The organism is Kitasatospora sp. NPDC004240 (assembly GCF_053603215.1).
Genome location: NZ_JBSGFD010000030.1, coordinates 36,278 through 62,301 on the forward strand (window position 1 = coordinate 36,278; position 26,024 = coordinate 62,301).

The following is a 26,024-nucleotide window of genomic DNA, read 5'->3' on the forward strand; positions in this document are numbered from 1 at the left end:
GTCAGCGGGCCGGGCCCGGTCCGGCAGGGCGGGCGGTATCCGGTGGCACACGCGTCGTCGTCCTGCGAGCATCTGCGGATGATCAACCTCGCCGATGATCTCGGCCACCTCTCCTACGTCGTCACCGGCGACGGACCGCCCGTCGTCCTCGTGCACGCCGGCGTCGCCGACCACCACATGTGGGACGCGGTCGTACCCGACCTGGCCGAACGGCACACCGTCATCCGGTACGACCTGCGCGGCTTCGGTGAATCCGCGCCCCCGAGCGGCCCGTACAGCGAGGCCGACGACCTGCGCCGCCTCCTGGACCACCTCGGCCACGACCGCGTCCGGCTCGTCGGCGCGTCCTGGGGCGGCCGGGTGGCCCTGGACTTCACGCTCTCCCACCCCGACCGGGTGCACTCGCTGGCGCTGCTCGCCCCGCCGTGGCCGGGATACGACTGGTCCGCGGACATGATCGCGTACGACGAGGCGGAGACGGCGGCCCTCGACACCGGCGATCTGGACACCGCCGTCCGCGTCAACCTGGACATGTGGCTGCGCGGACCGGCCCGGAGCTGGGAGGACGTCGCCCCCGGGCTGGCCGACGAGCTCCGCGGCCCGGTCCGGATGTCGCTGGTCCATCAGGACGGCCGCGGTGAGCACTCCCGGCGCACCGCACCCGACGACCTCGCCGCCGTCTCCGTCCCCACCCTGGTCGGGATCGGCAAGCTCGACGTCGCCGACTTCCAGGACATCGCCCGGCGCTACGCCGCCGAGATCCCCGACGCCACCCTGGTCGAGTTCGCCACCGCCGCCCACCTCATCGCCCTGGACGCACCCGCCGAACTCACCGCGCTGCTCGGCCCGTTCCTCGCCCGCTAGGGCGCCCGCCGACTTCGACCGGTCGAGCCGCGTACGACCTCACCGGGTCGTACGCGGCTCAGTCCTGCTCCGCTTCAACCCTCTCCCGCTTCAGCCCTGCGCGAGCAGCCGGTCCACGGCGCGGCGGGTGCGGTCGGGGGCCGTCGGGTCGGCGAAGAGCTGGACGGCCTGATTGAGCGCCAGGTGGAGCCCCGTCAGCTCGTACGCGATCTGCTCGGGGTCGGCGTCGGAGTGCAGTTCGCCGGCCTGGAGGGCGGTGCGGAGCTCGCCGACGAGTTTGCGGCGCCAGAGGGTCAGCAGGCGGGCGACGGAGCGGCGGACGGCTCCGTCGCGGGCGTCGAACTCCACGGCCGCGGTGGTGAAGAGGCAGCCGCCCGGGAACTCCTCGACCGGCCCGGTCAGGTAGGTGGTCCAGGCCTCGCAGACGGCCCGGAGCCGGGTGAGGCCGGGCCGCTCGTCGGCGGCGGGCTCCCAGACCAACCGGGTGAAGGTCGCCGCCGCGCCGTCGAGGGCGGCCAGCTGGAGGGCCTCCTTGGTGCCGAAGTGGCCGAGCACGCCGGCCTTGCTCATCCCCAGGTCGGCGGCGAGCCGGCCGATGGTCAGGCCCTCCAGGCCGTCGACGGAGGCGATCGCGACCCCGCGCTCGATGATCCGCCCGCGCGTTCTGCGGGCCTCGGCGGCGGACTTGCGTGGACTCATGCGCTCCATCCTAGCCAGCTGACGCCCATTTATCTTCCGACCGATCGGTTGCTATATTCCGGGCATCGCTTGCCACCGAGCCGAGGAGAGACCCGCCGTGACCGGATCCGCCATCACCGCCCTGGGCCACCACCAGCCCGCACGGGTGCTCACCAACGACGAACTCGCGGACATGGTGGACACCAGCGACGCCTGGATCCGCCAGCGCACCGGCATCGTCACCCGGCACCTCGCCGAGGACGAGTCGGTCGCCGACCTCGCCACCGCGGCCGCGGCCAAGGCACTGGCCGCCTCCGGCCTGCGGCCCGAGGACATCGGCCTGGTCACGGTCGCCACCTGCACCGCGATCGACCGCTGCCCGTCCACCGCCGCCCAGGTCGCGGGCCGCCTCGGCATCCCCGCCGCGGTGGCGTACGACCTCAACAACGGCTGCGCGGGCTTCTGCACCGCGCTCGCCTCCGCCGACCACTCGGTCCGGGCCGGCGCCGCCCGCCACGCGCTCGTCATCGGCGCCGAGAAGATGTCGGACGTCACCGACTGGACCGACCGCAGCAGCTGCATCCTGCTCGGGGACGGCGCGGGCGCCGCGATCGTCAGCGCCACCGAGGGCGGTAGCGGCATCGGCGGCGGCATCGGGATCGGGCCGGTCGTCTGGGGCTCCGACCCGACCCGCTCGGACGCCGTCCGCCTGGTCGGCGACTGGCGGCCGCGCTTCGCCCAGGAGGGCCAGACGGTGTTCCGCTGGGCGACCACCGAGGTGCCCGCCCTCGCCCGCGAGGCCTGCCGCCGGGCCGGACTCACCCCGGCCGACCTCGCCGGGGTGGTCACCCACCAGGCCAACCTGCGCATCATCGAGGCGATGGTGCGCCAACTCGGCCTGCCGGAGCACACGGTGGTCGCCCGGGACGTCGTCGACTCCGGCAACACCTCGGCCGCCTCGATCCCGCTCGCCCTCTCCAAGCTGGTCGAGCGCCGCGACCTGCCCGCCGGCGGACCGGTGCTGCTGATGTCCTTCGGCGGCGGCCTCTCCTGGGCCGGCCAGGTCGTCACCTGCCCATGACGGTCCCCTGCGGCCGCAGACGCCGGACAGCGATCACACCCCGGTGGGGCGGGCCCGTCGGCTGCGGGCGGCCCCGGCGGGCCCCCCGTCCTGAGCCACGGCCGTCGTGGGCCGGGACCCTCCTGAGCCTGGACCGAGCCGCAGCCGGAAACGCACCCGGCCCGACACCGGCGGCCGGCCCTACGACAGGCCGCCGGTCCCCCTGTGCACCCGGGTCGGCGCCGCGTCCCGGCGCCCGACCGGTGTCAGGGGCCGGTGAGGACGACGAGCTGCCGGGTCGCCCGGGTCATCGCCACGTAGCGGTCGACCGCGCCCGCGACGCCCTCGCCGAAGGCCTCCGGGTCGACCAGGACCACCAGGTCGAACTCCAGGCCCTTCGACAGCTCCGGGGTGAGTGAGCGGACCCGGTCGGTGGCCCGGAAGGCCGGGTCGCCGATGACGCAGGCGACCCCCTCGGTGTGCTCGGCGAGCCAGGCGTCGAGGATCGCGTCCCGGTCGGCGAGCGGTCCGTGCAGCACCGGGACGTCGCCGCGGCGCACCGAGGTCGGCACGTTGGCGTCCGGCAGCACGGCCCGGATCACCGGCTCGGCCTCCGCCATGACCTGCTCCGGGGTGCGGTAGTTGACGCTCAGCGAGGCCACCGTGATCCGGTCGAACCCGACCCGCTCCAGCCGCTCCCGCCACGACTCCGTGAACCCGTGCCGGGCCTGGGCGCGGTCCCCGACGATGGTGAAGCTGCGGGACGGGCAGCGCTGCAGCAGCATCCGCCACTCGGCGTCGGTCAGCTCCTGGGCCTCGTCGACGACGATGTGCGCGAACGGGCCGGCGAGCCGGTCCGGGTCGGCGCCGGGCAGGGCGTCGTCGTCGATCAGGGTGTCCTGGAGGTCGCGTCCGCGCAGCATGGTCACCGCGCCCTCGCCGTCGTCGTCCGCCTGGACCAGGTGGTCGATGACGTCGGCCATCCGGGCGCGCTCGGCGGCGACGGCGGCCTGGTGCCGCAGCCGCCGCCGGGCCGACTCCGGGTCGCCGAGCCGCCGGCGGGCCGCGTCCAGCAGCGGCAGGTCGGCGACCGTCCAGGCCTGCGGGGCCTCCTTGCGCCGCAGCGCGCGGACCTCGTCCGGGGTGAGCCAGGGCGCGCACATCCGCAGGTAGGCGGGCACCGACCAGAGGTCCCCGACCAGGTCGGCCGCCTCGATCATCGGCCAGGCCCGGTGGAGGGCGCTCACCAGCTCCTCGTCGCGGCGCAGCGAGCGGGCGAACGCCTCGGGCGGCACCTCGTCGTCGAGCCTGTCCAGCAGGATCGCGACCAGTTCCTCCCAGATCTGCTCGCGTGCCTCGTTGTGCGGCGTGCCGGGCTCGGGGGCGGCGAAGGCCTCGGCCCAGTCCTCGGCGCTCAGCCACAGGTCGGCCCAGTCGGTGGTGACCTCCATCCCCTCGGCGGGCGGCTCCTCGTAGAACCGCACGGCCGCCTCGACGGCCTTCACCACCATGTCGGCGGAGGACTTCAGCCGGGCCACCTCCGGGTCGGCCTCCTCCACCGCCCCGGCGCCCTCGGCGACCAGGTCGCGCACGGTGCAGGTCCGCACGCCCTCCTCGCCGAGGCTGGGCAGCACGTCGGCGACGTACGCCAGGTAGGGCTGGTGCGGGCCGACGAACAGCACCCCGCCGCGCTTGTGGCCCAGGCGCGGGTCGGCGTGGAGCAGGTAGGCGGAGCGGTGCAGGGCGACCACGGTCTTGCCCGTACCCGGACCGCCGTCGACGACCAGGGCCCCGCGCGAGCCCGCGCGGATGACGGCGTCCTGGTCGGCCTGGATGGTGGAGAGCACGTCGCGCATCCGCTCGGAGCGGCTGGCGCCCAGGCTGGCGATGAAGGCGGACTGGTCGTCCAGGGCGGCGTGGCCCTCCAGGCCGTCGGCGGTGAACACCTCGTCCCAGTAGTCGCCGATCCGGCCGCGGGTCCAGCGGTAGCGGCGGCGGCTGGTCAGGCCCATCGGATCGGCGTGGGTCGCCGCGAAGAACGGCTCGGCCGCCGGGGAACGCCAGTCGACCAGCAGCCGGCGGCCGTCGCCGTCGGTGAGGCCGAGCCGTCCGATGTACAGCGGCTCGGCGCCGTCCGCGCCGACCACGCGCCCGAGGCAGAGGTCCAGGCCGAAGCGGCGCAGGGCGCGCAGCCGGCCGGTCAGCCGGTGCACCTCCAGGTCGCGGTCCATCGCCGACCGGCCGAGCCCGCCCGGTGCCCGGCGCGCGGTGTCGAGCTGCTCCGCCAGCTCGGCGATCGCCCGGTCGAGGCTCTCCGCGACGGCCGCGAAGTGCCGCTCGTCTCCGGCGATCAGCGCCGGGTCGGCCTTGGCGGCGAGGTGCTCGGGGAGGTCGAAGGCACCGAGGGTCAGGTCGGTCATGGTCACGCATCACTCTTTCCGCAGGTCACTGGGGCAGCCCGGTGATTCTGCGGGACGACGGGGGCCTTGCCGCAAGACCCCCCGTGCGCTATAAGTTGAGAGTGGCAAGGAGAGGATTCCCTCCTTGCCTTCGTCGTTTCCGGCCTTGCCTTCGTCGTTTCCGGCGAGCGGTGAGGCGGCGTCAGGGCGCTGGCCGGGGCCTCGGGGGCCGCTCACGGCCGGGGCGACCGGGGGCCAGGACCGGCCTCAGGGCCCGCTCACGATGCGCCAGGCCACCCGCTTGCGGGCGGCGCTCCCGGAGGCCAGCCGGAGCGCGTCCTCCACCAGCCGGACCTGCTCGCGCACCGCCTTGGCCCAGGCCTGCTCCCGCACGTACGCGTCGATGGTCTCGGCGTCGTCCGGGCGCCGCGGCGCCCCGAGCAGGGCCGTGCGGACGGCCTTCAGTCCCGCCTGCATGGCGAGGACCTCGGCGTCCAGGTGGAGCCGGAGCATGCAGGCCAGCTCCAGCGGGTTGCGGTGGAACACCTGCTCGTGGCGCCAGCGCACCGGTGCCAGGTCGAACAGCCAGTCCTTCGCCGACTGCTCGAACTCCGGACTCCCCGGCCGGCGGACGGCGCCGGGCCAGCGGGCGCCCGACGGGCGGGCGGGTCTCGGGCGGGCGGGGCCGTCGGACGGCGTGCTGATGGTCATGGTTCATCGCCCTGGTTCTCCCCGCCCGTGCCTGGCGGTCATGGCCTCGTGGGACCCCCGGACGGCACGGCCGGACGCGGTCCCGCCGGTCGGCGAGACCCCTGCCCGGCCGCGGGCGCTTCGGGTGCGACGAGTCTCAGACGCGCGACCGGCCCTGTCAAGGACGGTGTCCACCCGGTGAGGCCGGCCCGCCTCACCGGGTGGCGCGGGTCAGGCCCCGACGTACGCCGCGAGGTGTTCGGCGGTGACCGTGGAGCGGGCGGTGACCAGGTCGGCGGGGGTGCCCTCGAAGACGACCCGGCCGCCGTCGTGGCCCGCGCCGGGGCCGAGGTCGATGATCCAGTCGGCGTGCGCCATGACCGCCTGGTGGTGCTCGATCACGATCACCGACTTGCCGGAGTCCACCAGCCGGTCCAGCAGCCCGAGCAGCTGCTCCACGTCCGCCAGGTGCAGGCCGGTGGTCGGCTCGTCCAGCACGTAGATCCCGCCCTTCTCCCCCATGTGGGTGGCCAGCTTCAGGCGCTGCCGCTCACCGCCCGACAGCGTGGTCAGCGGCTGACCGATCGTCAGATAGCCCAGCCCGACGTCCACCAGCCGCTCCAGGATCCGGTGCGCCGCCGGCGTACGCGCCTCACCCGTGCCGAAGAACTCCTCCGCCTCGCGCACCGACATCCCCAGCACCTCGCTGATGTCCCGGCCCCCGAACCGGTACTCCAGCACCGACGCCTCGAACCGCCGGCCCTCGCAGTCCTCACAGGTGGTGGCCACACCCGCCATCATCGCCAGGTCCGTGTAGATCACCCCCGCGCCGTTGCAGGCCGGACAGGCCCCCTCCGAATTGGCGCTGAACAGCGCCGGCTTCACCCCGTTCTCCTTCGCGAACGCCTTGCGGATCGGCTCCAGCAGACCCGTGTACGTCGCCGGATTGCTCCGCCGCGAACCCCGGATGGGGCTCTGGTCGATCGAGATCACCCCTTCGCCCGGCGATATCGACGCATGGACGAGCGAGCTCTTCCCGGAGCCCGCGACACCGGTGACGACGGTGAGCACCCCGAGCGGGACGTCCACATCGACGTCCCGCAGGTTGTTCGCCCTGGCGCCACGGATCCGCAGCGATTCGGTGGACTTCCGGACGCCCTCCTTCACCCCGGCCCGGTCGTCGAAGTGCCGGCCGGTGACCGTGCCGGAGGCGCGCAGTTCGTCCACCGTGCCCTCGAAGCAGACCGTCCCGCCCGCCGTACCGGCGCCCGGGCCGAGGTCCACGACGTGGTCGGCGATCGCGATCACCTCGGGCTTGTGCTCCACGACGAGCACCGTGTTGCCCTTGTCCCGCAGCCGCAGCAGCAGGTCGTTCATCCGCTGGATGTCGTGCGGGTGCAGGCCCGCGGTGGGCTCGTCGAAGACGTAGGTCACATCGGTGAGCGAGGAGCCGAGATGACGGATCATCTTGACGCGCTGAGCCTCGCCGCCCGACAGTGTGCCGGCCGCCCGGTCCAGCGAGAGGTAGCCGAGGCCGATCTCCACGAAGGAGTCCAGGGTCTGCCGCAGCGAGGCGAGCAGCGGGGCCACCGACGGCTCGTCCAGATCCCGGACCCACTCCGCGAGGTCCCGGATCTCCATCGCGCAGGCGTCGGCGATGCTGACCTTGCCGATCCGCGACGCCCGGGCGCCCTCGGCGAGCCTCGTCCCGTCGCACTCGGGACAGGTGGTGAAGGTGACCGCCCGCTCCACGAAGGCGCGGATGTGCGGCTGCATCGACTCCTTGTCCTTGGCGAGCATCGACTTCTGGATCCGCGGCACCAGACCCTCGTAGGTCATGTTGATGCCGGCGATCTTCATCCGGATCGGCTCGTGGTGGAGCAGGTCGTGCAGCTCCCGCTCGTTGAACTCGCGGATCGGCTTGTCCGGGTCGTAGAAGCCCGACTCGCTGTACATCCGGTAGTTCCAACCCCCGGTCGTGTAGCCGGGGATGGTGAACGCGCCCTCCGAGAGTGACTTGGAGTCGTCGTACAGCCGGGTCAGGTCGATGTCGGAGACCTTGCCGCGGCCCTCGCACCGGGTGCACATGCCGCCGGTGCGGTTGAAGGTCGCCTTGACCGTCTTCTTGTCGCCCTTCTCCACGGTGATCGCGCCGCTCGCCCGCACCGAGGCGGTGTTGAAGGAGTACGCGCTCGGCGGGCCGATGTGCGGGTCACCGAGGCGGCTGAAGAGGATGCGCAGCATCGCGTTGGCGTCGGTCGCGGTGCCCACCGTGGAGCGCGGGTCGCCGCCCATCCGCTGCTGGTCCACGGTGATCGCGGTGGTCAGGCCGTCGAGGACGTCCACCTCGGGCCGCGCCAGGGTCGGCATGAAGCCCTGCACGAAGGCGCTGTAGGTCTCGTTGATCAGGCGCTGCGACTCGGCGGCGATGGTGTCGAACACCAGCGAGCTCTTGCCCGAACCGGACACACCGGTGAACACGGTCAGCCGCCGCTTGGGGATCTCGATGCTGACGTCCTTGAGGTTGTTCTCCCGCGCGCCGAACACGCGGATCACCTCGTGGCTGTCGGCAACGTGCGACGCGGCCGCCTGCCGGTCCGTCCTCGTGGCCATGCTCACTCCCGTTTCTCGCCGTCCCACTGGGCGCGGTACGCCCCGGGGGTCACCCTAGGCGGCGGGCGGCGCGGGTGCGCCTCGATTCCCGGACCGGGCCGAAACCGGTCAGGAATGGAGAAGCACCGCCTGCGGGGCCGCCCCTAGCATGATCACCATGGACATCACCATTCACACCACGGCCCTGCCGCACCTCGACCCGGACGCCTCCGTGGCCTTCTACCGCGACGCCCTGGGCTTCGAGGTCCGCAGCGACGTGGGCCAGGGCAAGATGCGCTGGATCACCGTCGGGCCGGTCGGCCAGCCCGGCACGTCCATCCTGCTCGCGCCGCCGGCCGCCGACCCCGGGATCACCGAGGCCGAGCGCCGCACCGTCACCGAGATGATGGCCAAGGGCACCTACGGCTGGATCCTGCTGGCCACCCCGGACCTCGACGGCGTCTTCGAGAAGATCCAGGCCACCGACGCCGAGGTCGTCCAGGAGCCGACCGACCAGCCGTACGGCGTGCGCGACTGCGCCTTCCGTGACCCGGCGGGCAACCTGGTCCGTTTCCAGGAGGTCCGCTGACCGGTCCGGCCGTGACCGGACCACGGAGGGGGCGGACGGGCAGTGCGCCGCCCGCCCCCTCCGGCCTTTCCTCCTTCCCCACCCATCCCGTCGGAGCACCGTCGAGAGGAGCCCCCTCCATGTGTCACCCCGCATGGGCGCGCGCCCGCGCCGCGGCACAGCACCTGAACGACCTGACGCGCGTCCGCCGCGTCCGTGACCGGATCGACCGCGAGTACGCGCGGCCGCTGGACGTCGAGGCGCTCGCCCGTGACGTCGGCCTGCCGCCCGGCCGGCTCGGTCACCTGTTCCGCCTCGCGTACGGCCTCTCGCCGTACGCGTACCTGATGACCCGTCGCGTCGAACGCGCGGCGGCGCTGCTGCGGCAGGGCGGCCTCGGCGCCGGTGAGGTCGGCCGCGCGGTCGGCTGCCCCTCGCCCGGCGTGTTCACCGCCCGCTTCACCGAGCTGGTCGGCGTCCCGCCCGAGGCGTACCCGCGCCACCCGGCGCTCGCCGTCGCGGGCGTCCCGCCGTACGCGGCGGAGCCGGCGGCGCGGGTGGCGCGGGTGGCGCGGGTGGCGCGGGTGGCGCGGGTGGCGCGGGTGGCGCGGGTGGCGCGGGTGATCCCGGCACCGGTCAGGATTCGAGAAGCGCCGGCCGCCGAGCCCCGACTAGCGTGATGGAACCAAGGCCGGGCCGTACACCGGCGGCCCGGCCCACCCCCACCCGACCCGACCCACCGAAACGCACTGGAGGAGACATGGCCGGCACGCCGCCCCGTGAGCTGGAGGAGAGGCTGCGGGACACCCGCGCGAGGCTGGAGGGCGACATCGACCTCTGGGTCGCGACCTCGGGCACCGAGAGCGGTGTCCACCTCATCCCGCTCTCCTTCCTCTGGGACGGGACGGCGTTCCTGATCTCCACCCCGCTCACCTCGGTCACCAGCCGCAACCTGCTGGCCGACGACCGGGTGCGCCTCAGCCTCGGCCCGACCCGCGACGTCGTCATCGTCGAGGGCACCGCCGAACCGGTGGACACCACCGGGCTCGGCCAGGAGGCCGGCGACGCCTTCGCCGCCCGGACCGGCTTCGACCCGCGCGAGGAGGACAGGCCCTACCAGTACTTCCGGATCCTCCCCCGACGCGTCCAGGCCTGGCGCGAGGCCGACGAGCTCCGCGGCCGTGACCTCATGCGCGACGGCGCCTGGCTCGGCTGACCGGCAACCACCGCCCGGACCGGAGCTGTTGACGGACAGTCGGAGCAACGCCGGGGTCAGGCTAGGGTGTGAGGCGTGAGCTTTCATGTGGTTGTCGGATACGGGGCTGCCGGAGCGGCCACCGCGCGGCTGCTGGCCGGGCAGGGGCACGAGGTACGGGTCGTCACCAGGGCGGGCCGCGCCGCCGAGCCGGGGATCGAGCACCTCGCCCTGGACGCGACGGACGCCGGCCGGCTGAGCGAGGCGGTCAAGGGCGCCGCCGCGGTGTACGGCTGCGCCGCGCCGCCGCTGCACCGCTGGGCGGCCGAATGGCCGCCGCTCGGCTCCTCGCTCTGCGCTGCGGCCGAGGCCTCCGGGGCCGTCCTGGTGATGCTCGGCAACCTGTACGGCTACGGCCCGGTGGACCGCCCGCTCACCGAGGACCTGCCGCTCGCCGCGACCGGGACCAAGGGGCGGGTCCGGGCGGCGCTCTGGGAGCAGGCGCGGGCGCTGCACGAGGCGGGCCGGATCCGGGCGGTCGAGGTGCGCGCCTCCGATTTCTTCGGCCCCGGCGTCACCGACGGCGGACACCTGGCCGCGCGTGCCGTACCGCGGGTGCTGGACGGGAAGTCCGTCTCGGTGCTCGGCGACCCCGAGGCACCGCACAGCTGGACGTACCTCCCGGACGTGGCGCGGGCGCTGGCCGAGGTCGCGGGCGAGGAACGGGCCTGGGGACGCGCCTGGCACGTGCCGACCGCGCCCGCCGTACCGATCCGCGCGATGGTCGACCGGCTCGCCGCCGAGGCGGGCACCGGGCCGGTGGCGACCAAGCGGCTGCCGGCGCCGGTCGTGGGCCTGGCCGGGCTGTTCTCGCCGCTGCTGCGTGAACTCAAGGAGACCCGTTACCAGTTCGACCGTCCCTTCGTGATCGACGCCGCCGCGTACGAGGCCGCGTTCACGGTGCGCGCCACGCCCGTCGAGGAGCAGGTCCGGGCCACCGTCCGGTGGTGGCGCGAGCGGCTCGCGGGTGCGGCGAAGGGCGCCTGAGACGCCGTCCCGGCAGGCCCCGTCGGACGGACGGCCCGATCGGTTCCCGGGTCCACTCGATGGTGGCACCCGTGCGGCGTGTCCCTGGGCCGCCGCCGGGCTTTGCGCTGTCGTGGTCCACGTCCGCACCGGACGTGCCCCCGGCGGCGCGGCCGGTACCCCTGTTCCGTCCACCGGAGGTACCCCCATGTCCATCACCACCGTGCTCACCGTCGACGGCATGAGCTGCGGCCACTGCGAGAAGACCGTCAGCACCGGTCTGTCCTCCCTCCCCGGGGTCACCGGGGTCACCGCCGACGCCCCGTCCGGCCGGGTCACCGTGGCCTCCACCGGGCCGCTCGACGAGGCCCTGCTGCGCGGCGCGGTCGGCGACGCCGGCTTCACCGTCACCGGCCTGATCTGACCTCCGCCGCACGGCCGCCCACCACAGGCCCGCCCGCCGCCCCGCCGGACCCCACTCGGCGGGGCGGCACCGTTCCCCGCCTCCCCCACCCTCCACACCCGCGTCACACCCACCGACCGACCCCGGCCGGCCCCCCGCGCCCCGGCGGGCCCCTTCACGGGGTCAGCAGTCGTACCGGTGGATCGTGGGCCAGTCGGGGCAGTCACGGCAGACGAAGACATAGACACCGCCCGCATCGCCCATGTCCATGCCGTGGCTGTCCCGCTGCGGACCGGTCCGCTCCTCCTCCGGGAGCCACCGTCCGCAGGACTCGCTCGCCGAGATCGTCAGGAGGTGTTCCATCCGCCGGCCGCAGGCACAGTGGGGCCAACTCGGCGACTGGGTCCAGCCCGGATAGCCGCCGACCTTGCTCTGATGGGTGGTGAACGTGTCGAAGTAGGTGACTCCCACGGTCTCCTCCAGCTCGTCGCTCCACTCCCCGACCCGCTCGACCAGGTCCGCGGGCAGGTCCCAGTTCGGGTACTCGACGGCCTCGGTGGGATGCACCGCGCAGGGCTGCGGTACGTACTCGTCGTCGGACTCGTACGGCTGCGGCGCCTCGTCCAGCAACCGCCCGGCGGCCACCTCCGCGGCGGCGCGCCAGCGGAGCACGGGCACCGGTGACCACTGGTCGTGCTCGGAGTGGACCAGCGGGCACCAGAGCAACTGGAGCAGGTCGGCACCGTCCGGGAAGGCGAGCGCCGGGACGTCCCGGGCGAACAGCTGGAGCACGGGCACCATCGCCACCGGGTCCGGACCCACCACCGCGCACCCCCGCGCGGGGTTGTAGTGGTCGGGCGCGGCACACGTCGGCCACGGGTCGTCGGCCGGCCACAGCAGCGGTCCCCCGAGCGAACTCTCCCGCCGGCCGGGGGCGCCGGCACGCGGATACAGCAGGGTGGTGGGCCGCGCATGCGGCACCAGGTCCGGGAAGTGTTCCGCGATGTCGCACGGGGGCGGCGGGACGGTGAAACTCATGAGGCCTCCAAACCGCCGCATCGTAGCGCGGGCCCCGGACACCGTCCGCCGGGAGGCGACCCCGCGCCCCGGCGGCCCCTCCACGGGCCGCCGGGGCACAGGGGGGCGGGTCAGGAGGTGAGTTCCTCGCGCAGGTGGTGGGTGGCGGTGAGGAGGCGGTCGAGGGAGGCGCGGGTCTCGGGCCAGGTGCGGGTCTTGAGGCCGCAGTCGGGGTTGACCCAGAGGCGGGTGGCGGGGATGGCGGCGAGGGCGGTGCGCAGGAGGGCGACGGTCTCCTCGGTGCCCGGGACGCGCGGGGAGTGGATGTCCCAGACGCCGGGGCCGACCTCGCGGGGGTAGCGGGCCTCGGCGAGTTCGCCGGCCACCCGCATGTGGGAGCGGGTGGCCTCCAGGGAGATGACGTCGGCGTCGAGGTCGTCGATGGCGGTCATGATGGCGCCGAACTCGGCGTAGCACATGTGGGTGTGGATCTGAGTGTCGGCGCGGACCCCGGAGGTGGCGAGGCGGAAGGCCTCGGTGGCCCAGCGCAGGTAGCCGGCGTGGCCGTCGGCGCGCAGCGGGAGCGTCTCACGCAGGGCGGGCTCGTCGACCTGGACGACGGCGGCGCCGGCGGCCTCCAGGTCGGTGACCTCGTCGCGCAGGGCGAGGGCCACCTGGCGGGCGGTGTCGGCGAGCGGCTGGTCGTCGCGGACGAAGGACCAGGCGAGCATGGTGACCGGGCCGGTGAGCATGCCCTTGACCGGGCGGTCGGTGAGGTCCTGGGCGTAGCGGTACCAGTCGGTGGTGAGGGGCTGCGGCCGGGAGATGTCACCGGCGAGCACCGGTGGCCGGACGTAGCGGGTGCCGTACGACTGGACCCAGCCGTGCCGGGTGGCGAGGTAGCCGGTGAGCCGCTCGGCGAAGTACTGGACCATGTCGTTGCGTTCGGGTTCGCCGTGGACGAGGACGTCCAGGCCGGCCTTCTCCTGGAAGGCGATGACCTCGCGGATCTCGGCCTCGATGCGCTCGCGGTAGGCGGCCCGGTCGATCCGTCCGGCGGTCAGGTCGGCGCGGGCGGTGCGCAGTTCGGCGGTCTGCGGGAAGGAGCCGATGGTGGTGGTCGGCAGCAGCGGGAGGCCGAGGCGGGCGCGCTGGGCCTCGGTGCGGACCTCGTACGGCTGGGGGCGGCGGGTGTCGGCCGCGGGGACGGCGGCGGCGCGGGCGCGGACGGCCGGGTCGCGGGTGACCGGGGAGGTGGCGCGGGAGGCGAGGTCGGCGCGGTTGGCGGCGAGTTCGGCGGTGATGGCGGTGGTGCCCTCGCGCAGGGCGCGGGCGAGCAGGGCGGTCTCGGTGCTCTTCTGGCGGGCGAAGGCGAGCCAGCGGGCGATCTGCGGGTCGAGTTCGCGTTCGGCGGTGGCGTCGAGGGGGACGTGCAGCAGTGAGCAGGACGGGGCGACGTCCACGGTGCCGGCGAGGCCGAGCAGGGTGGCCAGGGTGGCGAGCGACTTCTCCAGGTCGTTGATCCAGACGTTGCGGCCGTCGACGACGCCGGCGATCAGGCGCCTGCCGGGCAGGCCCCCGGCGGCGGCGAGGTCGGCCAGGTTGGCGGCGGCGGGGCCGGTGAAGTCCAGGGCGAGGCCTTCGACGGGGGCCTTGGCGAGGACGGGCAGGGCTTCGCCGAGGCGATCGAAGTAGCTGGCGACGAGCAGCTTGGGCCGGTCCTCGACGGCGCCGAGCTCGCGGTAGGCGCGGGCGGCGGCGCCCAGTTCGGCGGGGGTGCGGTCCTGGACGAGGGCGGGCTCGTCGAGTTGCGCCCATTCGGCGCCGGCGGCGCGCAGTTCGGCGAGGAGTTCGGCGTAGACGGGCAGCAGCCGGTCGAGCAGGGTGAGGGGCTGGAAGTCGGCGGCGACGCCGGGGGCGGGCTTGGCGAGCAGCAGGTAGGTGACGGGGCCGAGCAGGACGGGCCGGGCGGTGTGGCCGAGCAGGAGGGCCTCGCGCAGTTCGCCGACGGCCTTGGCCGGGTTGGCGGTGAAGACGGTGTCGGGGCCGAGTTCGGGCACCAGGTAGTGGTAGTTGGTGTCGAACCACTTGGTCATCTCCAGCGGCGCGGCCTCCTGGGTGCCGCGCGCCATGGCGAAGTAGCCGTCGAGCGGGTCGGCGGCGACGGCGGCGCGGTGGCGGGCGGGGATGGCGCCGAGGGCGACGGTGGTGTCCAGCACGTGGTCGTACAGCGAGAAGTCGCCGGTGGTGACCTCCTGGACGCCGGCGTCGGCCAGCTGCCGCCAGTTGTCCCGGCGCAGGGTGGCGGAGGTGGTGCGGAGGGCGGCGGCGGTGACGGTGCCCTTCCAGTAACCCTCGACGGCCTTCTTGAGCTCCCGGCCCCGGCCCTGGCGGGGGTAGCCGTGGACGGTGGCCCGGGTCTGCACGGGTACGGGCCGCACCGAAGTGGACTGCGCGGGTACGGGCCGCGCCGAAGTGGACTGCGCGGGCGTGGACTTCGCGGTCAAGGGACTCTCCTTCGCGAGTCTGGTTCCTCATGTTCCCGGGGACGGGACGAGGGCGCAAAGGATGACGGACCGGGCGGGCCGCCCGGGCACGTAAGGTGCCGGACTCCGCCTTCTGTGTACGCCGACCCGCCCACGAGGTCACCGGGAGGTCCGCGCGCGATCGGTCGCGCACGGGCAACGGGCAGGTCTTCGGACTCGCGGGCCCGTCCACCCGTGAAAGGGCGGACTCCTAGTGGCCGTCGCTTCCCAGGCCCGTGCGGGCCCAGTGCGTATGACGGCGGTCGTTCCCGCTCACCGCTGCGGGGCAGTCCCGGACTGGCCAGTTGAAAGGCGTCACCGGGTTCCCTCTTGCGACGCGCCTGTCTGGCGGACAGGAGCGAACCAGCTGCCCGGCCAGCATAGGGGCAATCCGGCGGCCCGGCACGGGAATCCCACGAGGTGTCCACGGATCGGGACGGGTACGGAAAGCCCGGTGCCGGGTGCCCCGTGGGAGGGGCACCCGGCACCGGGTGAGGGGGTGTCAGGCCTGGTCGGCGTCGGCCGGGGTGTGGAAGCCCGCCAGGATCCGTTCGGCCGCCAGGGTGGCGGTCAGCGTGCCGTCGCGGACCTGCTGTTCGATGCCGGGCGCGAGCCGGCGGACGGCCGGGTGGGCGCGCAGCCGGGCGAGCAGCTGGTCGTGGACCATCGCCCAGGTCCAGTCGACCTGCTGGTCGCGGCGCTTGGCGTCGAGCGCGCCGGTGGCCTCCAGGATCCGCCGGTGCTGCCCCAGCCGCTCCCACACCGTGTCGAGGTCGGTGCCGTCGCGGCCGCTGCAGGTGAGCACCGGCGGGGTCCAGGCGGCGTCGGGGGCCTGCAACAGCCGCAGCGCGCCGGTCAGTTCGCGGGCGGCGGCACGGGCGTCGAGCTCGTGCGGGCCGTCCGCCTTGTTGACGGCGACGATGTCGGCGAGTTCCAGCACGCCCTTCTTGATGCCCTGGAGCTGGTCGCCGGTGCGGGCGAGGGTGAGCAGCAGGAAGGAGTCGACCATGTCGGCGACGGTGGTCTCGGACTGGCCGACGCCGACGGTCTCCACCAGGACGACGTCGTACCCGGCGGCCTCCATCACCACCATGCTCTCCCGGGTGGCCCGGGCGACGCCGCCGAGGGTGCCGGAGGTGGGCGAGGGGCGGACGAACGCGGCCGGGTCGACGGCGAGCTTCTCCATCCGGGTCTTGTCGCCCAGGATGCTGCCGCCGGTCCGGCTGGAGGACGGGTCGACGGCGAGCACCGCGACCCGGTGGCCCCGCCCGGTGAGCATGGTGCCCAGGCCCTCGATGAAGGTGGACTTGCCGACGCCGGGGACGCCGGTGATGCCCACCCGGACGGCCTTGCCGGAGTGCGGGAGCAGCTCCAGCAGCAGCCGCTGGGCAAGCTCCCGGTGGTCGGCGCGGCCCGACTCGACCAGGGTGATGGCCCGCGCGATGTAGGCGCGCGAGCCGTCGAGGACACCCTGGACGTACTGGTCCAGATCGATCGTGCGGGCCACGGGTCAGCGGCTCACAGCTCGTGGCCGAGGGACGCGGCCAGCGTCCTCAGCAGGTCGTGGGCGGCCTCCGGGATGACCGTGCCGGGCGGGAACACCGCGGTGGCACCGGCCTCGTGGAGGGCGTCGACGTCCTGCGGGGGGATGACCCCGCCGACCACGATGGTGATGTCCTCGCGTCCGGCGGCGGCGAGTTCGGCGCGCAGCGCGGGCACCAGCGTCAGGTGGCCGGCGGCGAGGGAGGAGACGCCGACGATGTGGACGTCGGCCTCCACGGCCTGGCGGGCGACCTCGGCCGGGGTCTGGAAGAGCGGGCCGACGTCGACCACGAAGCCGAGGTCGGCGAAGGCGCTGGCGATCACCTTCTGGCCGCGGTCGTGGCCGTCCTGGCCCATCTTGGCGACCAGGATGCGCGGGCGGCGGCCCTCGGCCTCGTCGAACCGCTCGACGAGCTCGCGGGTGCGCTGGACGGCGGTGGTGGGGCCTGCTTCGTCTCGGTACACACCCGTGATGGTACGGATCTGGCCGGAGTGGCGCCCGTACACCTTCTCCAGGGCGTCCGAGATCTCGCCGACGGTGGCCTTGGCGCGCGCCGCGTCGACGGCGAGGGCGAGCAGGTTGCCGTCCAGGGTGCCGTCGTTGCGCGGGCCGCGCTCGGCGGAGGCGGTCAGCGCGCGCAGGGCGTCCTGGCAGGCGGCCTCGTCGCGTTCGGCCCGCAGGCGGCGCAGCTTCTCGATCTGCTGGGCGCGCACCGAGGAGTTGTCGACCTTGAGCACCTCGATCTGCTCGTCGGTGGCGACCTGGTACTTGTTGACGCCGATCACCGGCTGGCGTCCGGAGTCGATCCGGGCCTGGGTGCGGGCTGCGGCCTCCTCGACGCGCAGCTTGGGGATGCCCGCGTCGATGGCCTTGGCCATGCCGCCGGCCGCCTCGACCTCCTGGATGTGCTGCCAGGCGCGCGCGGCGAGGTCGTGGGTGAGCTTCTCGACGTACGCGCTGCCGCCCCAGGGGTCGATGACCCGGCAGGTGCCGGACTCCTGCTGCAGCAGCAGCTGGGTGTTGCGGGCGATCCGCGCGGAGAAGTCGGTGGGCAGGGCGAGCGCCTCGTCGAGGGCGTTGGTGTGCAGCGACTGGGTGTGGCCCTGGGTCGCGGCCATCGCCTCCACGCAGGTGCGGGTGACGTTGTTGAAGACGTCCTGGGCGGTGAGCGACCAGCCGGAGGTCTGCGAATGGGTGCGCAGCGACAGCGACTTGGCGTTCTTGGGGTCGAACTCCTTGACGAGCTTGGCCCAGAGCAGGCGGGCCGCGCGGAGCTTGGCGATCTCCATGAAGAAGTTCATGCCGATGGCCCAGAAGAACGACAGGCGGGGCGCGAAGGCGTCCACGTCCATGCCGGCGGCGAGGCCGGCGCGCAGGTACTCCACGCCGTCGGCCAGGGTGTAGGCCAGCTCCAGGTCGGCGGTGGCCCCGGCCTCCTGGATGTGGTAGCCGGAGATGGAGATGGAGTTGTAGCGCGGCATCTTCTGCGAGGTGTACGCGAAGATGTCGGAGATGATCCGCATCGAGGGCTGCGGAGGGTAGATGTAGGTGTTGCGGACCATGAACTCCTTGAGGATGTCGTTCTGGATGGTCCCCGCCAGCTTCTCCGGCGGCACCCCCTGCTCCTCGGCGGCCACGATGTAGAGCGCCAGGATCGGCAGCACGGCGCCGTTCATGGTCATCGACACCGACATCCTGTCCAGCGGGATGCCGTCGAAGAGCTGGCGCATGTCGTAGATGGAGTCGATCGCCACGCCGGCCATGCCGACGTCGCCGGTGACCCGCGGGTGGTCGCTGTCGTAGCCGCGGTGGGTCGGCAGGTCGAAGGCGACCGACAGGCCCTTCTGGCCGGCCGCCAGGTTGCGGCGGTAGAAGGCGTTGGACTCCTCGGCGGTGGAGAAGCCGGCGTACTGGCGGACCGTCCACGGCTGGTTGACGTACATCGTCGGGTACGGGCCGCGCAGGTACGGGGCGACGCCCGGGTAGGTGCCGAGGAAGTCGACGTCGGCCAGGTCGGCGCCGGTGTACAGCGGCTTGACGCCGATGCCCTCGGGGGTCTGCCAGAGCAGTTCCTCGACGTCCTTGCCGGTGGCCCGCTCCCAGGCGGAGCGCCACTGCTCGTGGGTGGTCCCGGCGCCGTTCGCGGCGTCCAGGCCGATCTGCGTGAAGTCGGGGATCATGCCGCCGCTCCGATCTCGTCGAGGACCGAGGTGAGGAGGGCGACGGCGTCGCCGCCCGCGAAGACGAACTCGTCCACCCCGGCCCGCTGGTAGGCCTCGCCCCGCTCCCCCGGCCGTCCGGCCAGCAGGACGCGCCGGGCGCCGGCGTCCTTCAGTGCCGCGGCGACGGCCTCGGCGTGCTCCTCGTACAGCGCGTCGCTGGAGCACAGGCACGCCACGGCGGCGCCGCTCTCCGCGAAGCGGACGGCCAGCTCGCCGGCGTCGGCCGAGGCGGCGGAGACGGTCTCGATGCCGCCGGCCTGGAGCAGGTTGGCGGTGAAGGTCAGCCGGCCGGTGTGGGCGGCCGCCGGGCCGATCGCGGCGAGGAAGACCCGCGGGCGGGCGCCGGTCCCGGCCAAGCTCGCGTCGGAGCGGGCGCGCAGCGCCTCGTACGCCTCGGCGCGGCGCACCTGCGGGAGGCCGCCGCCGAGCGGCGTGGGAGCCGGCTCGCGGACCACGGCCTGCTCGGCCAGGTTCGGGAACTCGCTGACGCCGGTGATCGGCTCACGGCGGTGGGCGAGGTCCACCGAGCGCTCGGCCCAGGTCGCGGCGATGCGCTCCGGCACCAGGCCGGAGGTGAGGCCGGCGCGCTGGCCGCCCGCCCGCTCGATCTCCTGGAACCAGGCCCAGGCCGCCTGCGCCAGCTCCTCGGTGAGCTGCTCGACGTACCAGGAGCCGCCGGCCGGGTCGATGACCCGGGCGAGGTGCGACTCGTCCTGGAGGATCGCCTGGGTGTTGCGGGCGACCCGGCGGGAGAAGGCGTCGGGCAGGCCCAGCGCCTCGTCGAACGGGAGCACGGTGACCGCGTCGGCGCCGCCGACACCGGCGGCGAGGCCGGCGACGGTGGTGCGGAGCATGTTCACCCACGGGTCGCGCTCGGTCATCATCACGCGGGAGGTGACGGCGTGCTGGCGCTGCGCCGCGGCGTCGGCGGACGCGCCGCTGACGTCGGCGACGCGGGCCCAGAGGCGGCGCGCGGCACGGAACTTGGCGATGGTGAGGAACTGGTCGGCGGTGGCCGCGTAGCGGAACTCCAGCTGCCCGCAGGCCGCGTCGACGGACAGGCCGGCCGCGGTCAGGGCGCGCAGGTAGGCGACGCCGGTGGCGAGCGAGCAGCCGAGCTCCTCGGCGGCCGAGGCGCCGGCGTCGTGGTAGGCGAGGGCGTCCACGGTCAGCGCCCGGATGCCGGGCTGCTCGCGGTCGCAGCGGACGGCCAGCGCGGTGGCCGCGTCGAGCAGCCGGTCGGTGTCCTCGTCGCGGCCGGTACGGGCCAGCAGGCCGAGCGGGTCGGCGCCGAGGTTGCCGCGCGCGTCGGCGGCGGGCACCTCGCGCTCGGCGTACAGCCGCAGCAACTCCTCGGCGGCGGCGGCGAATTCGGGTCCGCCATCGAGGACGACCGGCGCCAGGTCCAGGTAGACGCCGTCCAGGACGGCCGGCAGGGCGGAGACCGGGAGCCCCTCGCCGCCGACGGCCAGCCAGACGGAGGCGACGCCGTTCTCCAGGTCGGCGAGCACCGCCTCGTTGGAGCGGCGCGGGTCCGGGTGCGCGTGGCGCTGGCGGACGTCCCAGCCGGCCGGCACCGAGCCCTGCGCCCGGCCGCCGCGGGTGAACGGCGCGAAGCCCGGGTAGCCGGGGTCGGCCGCGGTGTCCTCGGCGGTGTACAGCGGGCGGGCGCGCAGCCCGTCCTCGATGTCGGTGGAGAGGGCGTCCTCCGCCGCCGCGCCGTCAACCGGGTTGGCGCCGGACTTGCGCAGGACACCTGCGACGAGTTGCTGCCACTGCTCACGGGTTGCGTCCGGGAACTCGGCGGCCAGGGGGAGCCTTTCGGGCGAGACCGTCATGTGCGGAGGCTAGCGCGTGACGGTGTCGTCGCAGCAGGTCCTCCGGGTGTGAGCTTGGCCTCTCAATGATCGCCGCAGCTGGGGAGGGGTGTCGGGTGGCGGCGCGGCCCGGCGGTTCAGCCGCGGTTGAGGCGGGCGATGAGTTCGTCGGCGATCCATAGGGGTGGGTGCGGGCCGCGGTGGCGGGCGGACCGGTCGATCGGCCCAGATAGACCGGTTGATCTACCACCCTCCGCCTGGCAGGCTTGGCCCCATGAGCACCTCCGAACCCGGACCTCGCGAGCGGCTGCTGACGGCGGCCCAGGAGCTGACCTACCGGCACGGCGTCGGCGTGGGCGTGGACGCCCTGTTGAAGGGCGCCAACGTGGCCCGCCGCTCCCTCTACGAGCACTTCGGGGGCAAGGACGGGCTGATCGCCGAGGTGCTCGGGCGCAGCGCCGCCGAGGACGAGGCCGCCTACGAGCGGACCATGCGGGCGGCGGGCGACGACCCGCGCGAGCGCCTGCTGGCCGTGTTCGACGAGCTGTCCGCGATCGTCGCCAAGCCGGACTTCCGGGGCTGCCGCTACCTCGCCGCCGATCTGGCCCTCGCCGACCCCGACCACCCCGGGCACGCCGTCACCCGCGGCTACCGCGAGCGGGTCACCGGCCTCCTGGCGGCCGAACTGCTCGCCCTCGGGCACCCCCGGCCCGGGCACGGCGCCGACCAGCTGCTGCTGCTGATCGACGGCGTCCTGGCGGCCGGCGCCACCCGCCCGGCCACCGACCCCGCCGCGGCCGCCAAGGAGCTGGCCGAGCGGATCATCGCCCCGCACGGCACCTGACCGCAGGATGCCCGATGACATGGGTCGGGTACGCACCACACGGCACGACGAACGAGGAACGAGGATTCGATGAGCTTGACGGAAGGCCGGCGGGTACGGCTGGCGGAGGACGTCGGACTCGGTGACGCGGTCGCCGGGGCGACCGGGGACGTCGTCGGGTACCTGTCGCTGGGGGCGGGCACCGAAGGCGTGGTCGAGCGGGTGGTCGGGCGGCTGTCCGAGAGCCACGAGGTGCTGGAGTACCAGCGGCTGCGGTCACTGCTCGACGACTACGGCCACACCATGCCCGCGGAGAGCCGCAAGCGGCTGGAGGAGGAGGTCGCGGCCCTGGAGCCCGGCTGGGCCGCCTACCGGGAGCGGGGCGACCGGGTGACGGTCCGCGTCCGGCTCGACAACGGCTTCGTCCTGGACGACGCCTCCGAGGACGTCCTCACCGCCCTCTGAACGCTGAACGGCGCGCACGACGGGCCGCCGACACCGGCCCCGTACGGCCACCCGCGGCGGCGGCCGGCGTCACGCCCGCCCCAGCGCGTACGCCACGGCCCCGGTGAGGGTGAGCGCGCGGCCCCCGTCCAGGGCGTCGGCGAAGGCGTCCTCGCCGAGGGCGTCGCGGGCGCGGGCGGCGGCCGCCTTGCGCAGGGCCTCGTCCGGGCGGTAGTAGGCGTAGACGCCGAAGCCGACGCTCTCGCGCAGGGCGCGGGCCGCGCCGAGCAGGGTGGCGACGCGCGCCGCCCGGCCGTCCGCCTCGGGCGCCTCCGTGTCCTCGGCGACCGCCAGCGCGTCGAGGAAGTAGGCGAGGTTGGCGAGGTCGCGGGTCTGCTCGGAGAGCCGGATGCCCTCCTCCAGGTGGGCCCGGGCCCGCTCGTGCTCGCCCTGCGCGGCGCGCGCCTGGGAGAGGTTGAACAGGGCGACGTAGATCGCCAGCCGGTCGCCGCGGGCGCGGGCGGCGGCCAGGCCCCGCTCGATGTGCGGCACGGCCTGCTCGGGCCCGCTCTCCAGCAGGACGGCGGTGCCCAGCCAGACGTGGACCAGGGTGCCCACCCACTCACCGGCGGGCCCGGCGGCCTCGGCCACCGTGACCGCCTCGCGCAGCACCAGGGCGGCCGTCCAGGGGTCACCGTCGGCGAGGGCGGCCAGCGCGATGCCGGGCAGCGAGTGCGCCTGGGCCTCGACGTCGCCGACGGCCTCGGCCAGCCGGTTCGCCCGCCGCCAGCGGGCCAGCGCGGCCTGCTGCTCGCCCTGCGCGAAGGCCATCGCCGCGGCCGCGCTCAGCACCATCGCCCGCAGCCCGGCGGGCAGCTGGTGCTCCAGGACGGCCTCCAGGGCGCGCCGGCCCGCGAGCAGGCGCCCGCGCAGCCACCAGTACAGCCACAGCGCCCAGCCGAGCCGGGCCCCGGCCTCGGGCGAGCCGTGGCCGAGCGCCCAGGTGATCGCGGCGGCCATGTTGCCCTCCTCGGCCTCCACCAGGGCCAGCCAGCGCACCTGTTCGGCGCCCTGGTACTCGGGGGCGGCACGCTCGGCCAGCGCCAGGAAGTGTGCGGCGTGGGCGGCGCCGGCCTCCCGGGCCTCGGCGGGGTCGGCGTCCAGGCGGGTCCGGGCGTACTGGGCGACGGGCTCCAGCATCCGGAACCGGGCCGGACCGGACGTGGCGGGCTCCACCACCAGCAGCGACTGCTCGGCCAGCACCTGGAGCAGGTCGAGCACCCCGGCCGCGCCGTCCGGGCCGGCGCCCACCGCCTCCGCCGCCTCCAGGGTGAAGCCGTCGCGGAACACCGCCAGCCGCCGGAACAGCCGCCGCTCGGGCCCGGCGAGCAGGTCGTGGCTCCAGTCGAGCGCGGCACGCATGGTGCGCTGGCGCTCCGGCAGGTCCCGGGCGCCCGGGGCGGACAGCGCCGCGTCCAGCCGGGCGAGCAGCTGGTGCGGGTCCAGCAGCCGGATCCGGGCGGCTGCGAGCTCCAGGGCCAGCGGGATGCCGGCCAGCCGGGTGCAGGTCGCGGCGACCGCCCCGACGTTGCCGGACGTGAGCCGGAACCCCGGGGCGAGGGAGCGGGCGTGCTCGGCGAACAGGCGCACCGCCGGGGCGCCGGCGATCTCCCCCACCGCGGTGGCGCCGGGCGCGGGCAGCGCCAGCGGGCGCACCGGGTACTCCCGTTCGCCGCGGATCCGCAGCGCGGCCCGGCTGGTGACCAGGACGGTCAGCAGCGGGCAGGCCGCCACCAGCCGGGCCAGCGCCGGGGCGGCCGCGGTCAGGTGCTCGGCGTTGTCGAGCAGCAGCAGCGCCCGGCGCGGCCGCAGCGCCTCGACGAGCGCCGCCTCGGGGTCGGCGCCGTCGGCGGCGGGCACCCCGAGGGCGTGGGCGACGGCGGGCAGCACCAGCGCGGCGTCGTCCAGTGGCGCCAGCGCCACCAGGACCGGCCCCTCCTCGAACTCCCCCGCCAGCTCCTCGCACACCGCGACGCCCAGCCGGGTCTTGCCGACCCCGCCCAGCCCGGTCAGGGTCAGCAGCCGGCAGCCGGGGTCGCGCAGCAGTGCGGCCAGCTCGCGCAGCTCCTCCTCACGGCCGATCAGGGCGGTGGCGGGCACCGGCGGGCCCGCGGCGGACGGCCGGGCCTCCCCCGGGCCCGCGGTGTCCTCGCCGTTCCTGGCCCGGGGGACGGTCACGGCCACGGCCGGCGCCGCCGGTACCTCCGTCCGCGGCCGGCGGCTCGCCGCCAGCAGACAGGCACGGTCCTCGCCGGAGGCCCCCAGCACATCGGCCAGCGAACGGACCGTCCGCGGGTGCGGGCTGCTCCGGGCGCCGCGCTCCAGCGCGCTGACCGCGTGGACGCTCAGGCCCGCGCGGGCGGCGAGCTCCTCCTGGGTCAGTCCGGCCCGCTCCCGCAGCGCGCGCAGCCGGACGCCGAAGGTCTCCGGGCCGGCGGCTGAACCGGCGTCCTGTGCGATCACCCGCAGATTGTACGGAAACCGCCGCTCCCGCCCGGGCCGACGGACGGCGGAGAGCGCCCGCACGACGGTCAGCAGGCGTACGACCGCCCGGCGACGCGGCCGCCCGGACCACCGGTGCTGTCGAGGCCGCCGATGTTGTCGAGACCGCCGAAGCCGTCACGCCGGTCGAGGCCGCCGGCGTCGTCGGCCCGGGCCAGCTCCATGACCTGGTCCACCGTCAGGGTCCGCCCCCGTTCGGCGGCCCGGGCGTACAGCGACGCCTCGATGCCGGCGCGCAGCCGGCGCAGCTGGCGCCCCAGGCCGTCGGGGTCCACCAGTTCCGGGGCGAGACCGGTGCGGGCGCCGTGCGCGCGGACGGCGCCGTCCAGCTCCGCCGCCCGGCCGTGGTGACCCGAGCGGAACAGCGCCGCGGCGAGGGTGGCCAGGCCCAGCAGCCAGAAGGTGGTGTCGGACTCGGCGCAGGTCAGCTCGACCAGCCGGGCCGCGGTGGCGGCCGCCCGGTCGGGGCGGCCGCGTTCGAGGTCGGTCTTGGCGAGCTGCCAGCGGGCGATGGACGCGATCAGCCCGTAGCCGCAGCCCTCGGCGGTGACCAGCGCGGACTCCAGGTGGCCCGCCGCCCGGTCGTGGCGGCCGGCGAGCAGCTCCACGTCCCCCACGCAGAGCAGCACCTCGGCCACCAGTTGCGGCGACCCGTGCGCCCGGGCCTGGTCCAGGGCACGGGCGGCCCGGCGCACGGCCGGCCCGTCCGCGCCCGCCAGGGCCTCCGCGTGCGCGGTGGCGGCCAGCACCCAGGCGCCGGTGCGCGGGTCCTCGGCCAGCGCGGCGTGGTAACCCGCCTTGCGCAGGGCGGCCAGCTGCGCCTCGCCGTCCCCGTTGAGGTACTGCAGCAGGGCGAGGCCGCCGGCCGCCCGGGCCAGCAGCGCGTGGTCGGGCACCCCCGGACGGCCGGTGCGGTCGGCGACGGCGGGCGCCAGGTGGCGCAGCCCCTCGGTGGTCTGGCCGCGCCGGTACCAGAAGCCGGAGAGACCGGTGGCGATGCGCAGCGCCCGGTCGGCGTCGCCGGTGCGGGCGGCGGTGTCCAGGGCGGCCCGGAGGTTGCCGGTCTCCTCGGCGAGCACGCGCGTCCACTCCCGGGCCGCCGGGCCGCGCAGGCCCTCGTACGCCTCGTCGGCCAGGCGGGTGGCCCAGGCCAGGTGGCGCTGCCCGGCGCGGCGCAGGCGGTCCGGGTCGGCGTGCTCGGCCGCGTAGTGGCGCACGGTCTCCGCGATCCGGTAGCGGCGGGGGTCGTCGTCGGAGGCGGCGAGCAGGGACTTGGCCGCGAGCCGGACCAGGTGGGTGACCAGGCCGATGGCGTCCCCCTGCCCGGCCTCGCCGGTGATCTCGCGGGCGGCCTCCAGCCCGAAGCCGCCCTCGAAGACCGACAGCGTCTCCAGGACCTCCCGCTCGGCGGGGGTGAGCAGGGCGAAGGACCAGGCCATGGCGGCCCGCAGGGTGGTGTGGCGGGGGTTGCCGAGGCGTTCGCCGCCGCGCAGCGCGAGGCGGTCCTCGACGTGCGCGGCGAGCTGGCCGAGGGAGAGCACCGAGCACTGCGCGGCGGCGAGTTCGATGGCCAGCGGCATGCCGTCCAGGGCGGCG

General features: G+C 74.9%; 20 protein-coding genes and 1 riboswitch. Of the genes, 9 read left to right on the forward strand and 11 right to left on the reverse strand.

Annotated elements, in window-relative coordinates:
- Positions 1-78: 78 nt before the first annotated feature.
- The gene (locus ACWEQL_RS10960; protein WP_452149898.1) at positions 79-864 is read left to right on the forward strand and encodes an alpha/beta fold hydrolase; all 786 of its coding nucleotides are present in this window, start codon (positions 79-81) and stop codon (positions 862-864) included.
- 90 nt (positions 865-954) lie between these two features.
- Here ACWEQL_RS10960 and ACWEQL_RS10965 read toward each other — a convergent pair whose 3' ends face one another.
- Complete coding sequence (locus ACWEQL_RS10965; RefSeq protein WP_452149899.1) at positions 955-1,563, reverse strand: TetR/AcrR family transcriptional regulator; 609 nt, start codon at positions 1,561-1,563, stop codon at positions 955-957.
- A gap of 97 nt (positions 1,564-1,660) precedes the next feature.
- Between ACWEQL_RS10965 and ACWEQL_RS10970 the strand changes: the two genes are divergently transcribed.
- Entirely contained in the window at positions 1,661-2,623 is a 963-nt protein-coding gene (locus ACWEQL_RS10970; protein WP_452149900.1) for a beta-ketoacyl-ACP synthase III, read from the forward strand.
- Positions 2,624-2,868: 245 nt separating this feature from the next.
- On the opposite strand, the gene helR is transcribed toward ACWEQL_RS10970, so the two are convergent.
- The 3 genes from helR to ACWEQL_RS10985 form a co-directional block, all read right to left on the reverse strand.
- The gene (helR, locus tag ACWEQL_RS10975) at positions 2,869-5,022 is read right to left on the reverse strand and encodes an RNA polymerase recycling motor ATPase HelR (protein WP_452149916.1); all 2,154 of its coding nucleotides are present in this window, start codon (positions 5,020-5,022) and stop codon (positions 2,869-2,871) included.
- 246 nt (positions 5,023-5,268) lie between these two features.
- On the reverse strand, positions 5,269-5,712 hold the full coding sequence (locus tag ACWEQL_RS10980; RefSeq protein WP_452149901.1) for a hypothetical protein: 444 nt from the start codon (positions 5,710-5,712) through the stop codon (positions 5,269-5,271).
- Positions 5,713-5,922: 210 nt separating this feature from the next.
- Positions 5,923-8,304 (reverse strand): ATP-binding cassette domain-containing protein, encoded by a 2,382-nt coding sequence (locus tag ACWEQL_RS10985; RefSeq protein ID WP_452149902.1) that lies wholly within the window; start codon positions 8,302-8,304, stop codon positions 5,923-5,925.
- A 157-nt stretch (positions 8,305-8,461) separates the two neighbouring features.
- On the opposite strand from ACWEQL_RS10985, the gene ACWEQL_RS10990 reads away from it, so the two are divergent.
- The 5 genes from ACWEQL_RS10990 to ACWEQL_RS11010 all read left to right on the forward strand — a co-directional run bounded on the left by ACWEQL_RS10990 (position 8,462) and on the right by ACWEQL_RS11010 (position 11,496).
- On the forward strand, positions 8,462-8,872 hold the full coding sequence (locus ACWEQL_RS10990) for a VOC family protein (RefSeq protein WP_452149903.1): 411 nt from the start codon (positions 8,462-8,464) through the stop codon (positions 8,870-8,872).
- Between the two features lie 119 nt (positions 8,873-8,991).
- Positions 8,992-9,531, forward strand: coding sequence for a helix-turn-helix transcriptional regulator (locus tag ACWEQL_RS10995; protein WP_452149904.1), 540 nt, complete (start codon positions 8,992-8,994; stop codon positions 9,529-9,531).
- An 80-nt stretch (positions 9,532-9,611) separates the two neighbouring features.
- On the forward strand, positions 9,612-10,067 hold the full coding sequence (locus tag ACWEQL_RS11000) for a pyridoxamine 5'-phosphate oxidase family protein (RefSeq protein ID WP_452149905.1): 456 nt from the start codon (positions 9,612-9,614) through the stop codon (positions 10,065-10,067).
- A 75-nt stretch (positions 10,068-10,142) separates the two neighbouring features.
- Positions 10,143-11,093, forward strand: a complete 951-nt coding sequence (locus ACWEQL_RS11005; protein ID WP_452149906.1) for an NAD-dependent epimerase/dehydratase family protein — start codon at positions 10,143-10,145, stop codon at positions 11,091-11,093.
- Between the two features lie 187 nt (positions 11,094-11,280).
- Entirely contained in the window at positions 11,281-11,496 is a 216-nt protein-coding gene (locus ACWEQL_RS11010; protein WP_452149907.1) for a heavy-metal-associated domain-containing protein, read from the forward strand.
- Between the two features lie 162 nt (positions 11,497-11,658).
- Here ACWEQL_RS11010 and ACWEQL_RS11015 read toward each other — a convergent pair whose 3' ends face one another.
- The 5 genes from ACWEQL_RS11015 to ACWEQL_RS11035 form a co-directional block, all read right to left on the reverse strand.
- Entirely contained in the window at positions 11,659-12,513 is an 855-nt protein-coding gene (locus tag ACWEQL_RS11015; RefSeq protein ID WP_452149908.1) for a hypothetical protein, read from the reverse strand.
- Between the two features lie 110 nt (positions 12,514-12,623).
- On the reverse strand, positions 12,624-14,933 hold the full coding sequence (metE, locus tag ACWEQL_RS11020; protein ID WP_452149917.1) for a 5-methyltetrahydropteroyltriglutamate--homocysteine S-methyltransferase: 2,310 nt from the start codon (positions 14,931-14,933) through the stop codon (positions 12,624-12,626).
- Positions 14,934-15,162: 229 nt separating this feature from the next.
- Positions 15,163-15,400, reverse strand: a riboswitch (cobalamin riboswitch).
- A 119-nt stretch (positions 15,401-15,519) separates the two neighbouring features.
- Positions 15,520-16,524: a methylmalonyl Co-A mutase-associated GTPase MeaB gene (gene meaB, locus ACWEQL_RS11025; RefSeq protein ID WP_452149909.1), complete on the reverse strand. Its 1,005-nt coding sequence runs from the start codon at positions 16,522-16,524 to the stop codon at positions 15,520-15,522.
- Positions 16,525-16,535: 11 nt separating this feature from the next.
- Positions 16,536-18,740 carry a methylmalonyl-CoA mutase gene (gene scpA / locus ACWEQL_RS11030; protein ID WP_452149910.1) on the reverse strand — a complete coding sequence of 735 codons (2,205 nt, stop codon included), beginning with the start codon at positions 18,738-18,740 and terminating at the stop codon, positions 16,536-16,538.
- Positions 18,737-20,620, reverse strand: a complete 1,884-nt coding sequence (locus ACWEQL_RS11035) for a methylmalonyl-CoA mutase family protein (protein WP_452149911.1) — start codon at positions 20,618-20,620, stop codon at positions 18,737-18,739. Before ACWEQL_RS11035 ends, scpA begins: the two co-directional genes overlap by 4 nt.
- 253 nt (positions 20,621-20,873) lie before the next feature.
- On the opposite strand from ACWEQL_RS11035, the gene ACWEQL_RS11040 reads away from it, so the two are divergent.
- Positions 20,874-21,443, forward strand: coding sequence for a TetR/AcrR family transcriptional regulator (locus ACWEQL_RS11040; protein WP_452149912.1), 570 nt, complete (start codon positions 20,874-20,876; stop codon positions 21,441-21,443).
- Between the two features lie 69 nt (positions 21,444-21,512).
- Positions 21,513-21,887, forward strand: a complete 375-nt coding sequence (locus ACWEQL_RS11045) for a hypothetical protein (RefSeq protein ID WP_452149913.1) — start codon at positions 21,513-21,515, stop codon at positions 21,885-21,887.
- 69 nt (positions 21,888-21,956) lie between these two features.
- Here the strand turns inward: ACWEQL_RS11045 and ACWEQL_RS11050 are convergent, their stop codons facing one another.
- Together ACWEQL_RS11050 and ACWEQL_RS11055 are read right to left on the reverse strand one after the other, a co-directional pair.
- On the reverse strand, positions 21,957-24,389 hold the full coding sequence (locus ACWEQL_RS11050) for an ATP-binding protein (protein ID WP_452149914.1): 2,433 nt from the start codon (positions 24,387-24,389) through the stop codon (positions 21,957-21,959).
- A 68-nt stretch (positions 24,390-24,457) separates the two neighbouring features.
- On the reverse strand, positions 24,458-26,024 hold a 1,567-nt coding region (locus ACWEQL_RS11055; RefSeq protein ID WP_452149915.1), incomplete at its 5' end, for an ATP-binding protein.

Coding starts and splice junctions, on each gene's coding strand:
- ACWEQL_RS10960 (WP_452149898.1), top strand. CDS start 79: ATGATCAACCTCGCCGATGATCTCGGCCACCTCTCCTACGTCGTCACC.
- ACWEQL_RS10965 (WP_452149899.1), bottom strand. CDS start 1,563: ATGAGTCCACGCAAGTCCGCCGCCGAGGCCCGCAGAACGCGCGGGCGG.
- helR (WP_452149916.1), bottom strand. CDS start 5,022: ATGACCGACCTGACCCTCGGTGCCTTCGACCTCCCCGAGCACCTCGCC.
- ACWEQL_RS10980 (WP_452149901.1), bottom strand. CDS start 5,712: ATGACCATCAGCACGCCGTCCGACGGCCCCGCCCGCCCGAGACCCGCC.
- ACWEQL_RS10985 (WP_452149902.1), bottom strand. CDS start 8,304: ATGGCCACGAGGACGGACCGGCAGGCGGCCGCGTCGCACGTTGCCGAC.
- ACWEQL_RS10990 (WP_452149903.1), top strand. CDS start 8,462: ATGGACATCACCATTCACACCACGGCCCTGCCGCACCTCGACCCGGAC.
- ACWEQL_RS10995 (WP_452149904.1), top strand. CDS start 8,992: ATGTGTCACCCCGCATGGGCGCGCGCCCGCGCCGCGGCACAGCACCTG.
- ACWEQL_RS11000 (WP_452149905.1), top strand. CDS start 9,612: ATGGCCGGCACGCCGCCCCGTGAGCTGGAGGAGAGGCTGCGGGACACC.
- ACWEQL_RS11010 (WP_452149907.1), top strand. CDS start 11,281: ATGTCCATCACCACCGTGCTCACCGTCGACGGCATGAGCTGCGGCCAC.
- ACWEQL_RS11015 (WP_452149908.1), bottom strand. CDS start 12,513: ATGAGTTTCACCGTCCCGCCGCCCCCGTGCGACATCGCGGAACACTTC.
- scpA (WP_452149910.1), bottom strand. CDS start 18,740: ATGATCCCCGACTTCACGCAGATCGGCCTGGACGCCGCGAACGGCGCC.
- ACWEQL_RS11035 (WP_452149911.1), bottom strand. CDS start 20,620: ATGACGGTCTCGCCCGAAAGGCTCCCCCTGGCCGCCGAGTTCCCGGAC.
- ACWEQL_RS11040 (WP_452149912.1), top strand. CDS start 20,874: ATGAGCACCTCCGAACCCGGACCTCGCGAGCGGCTGCTGACGGCGGCC.
- ACWEQL_RS11045 (WP_452149913.1), top strand. CDS start 21,513: ATGAGCTTGACGGAAGGCCGGCGGGTACGGCTGGCGGAGGACGTCGGA.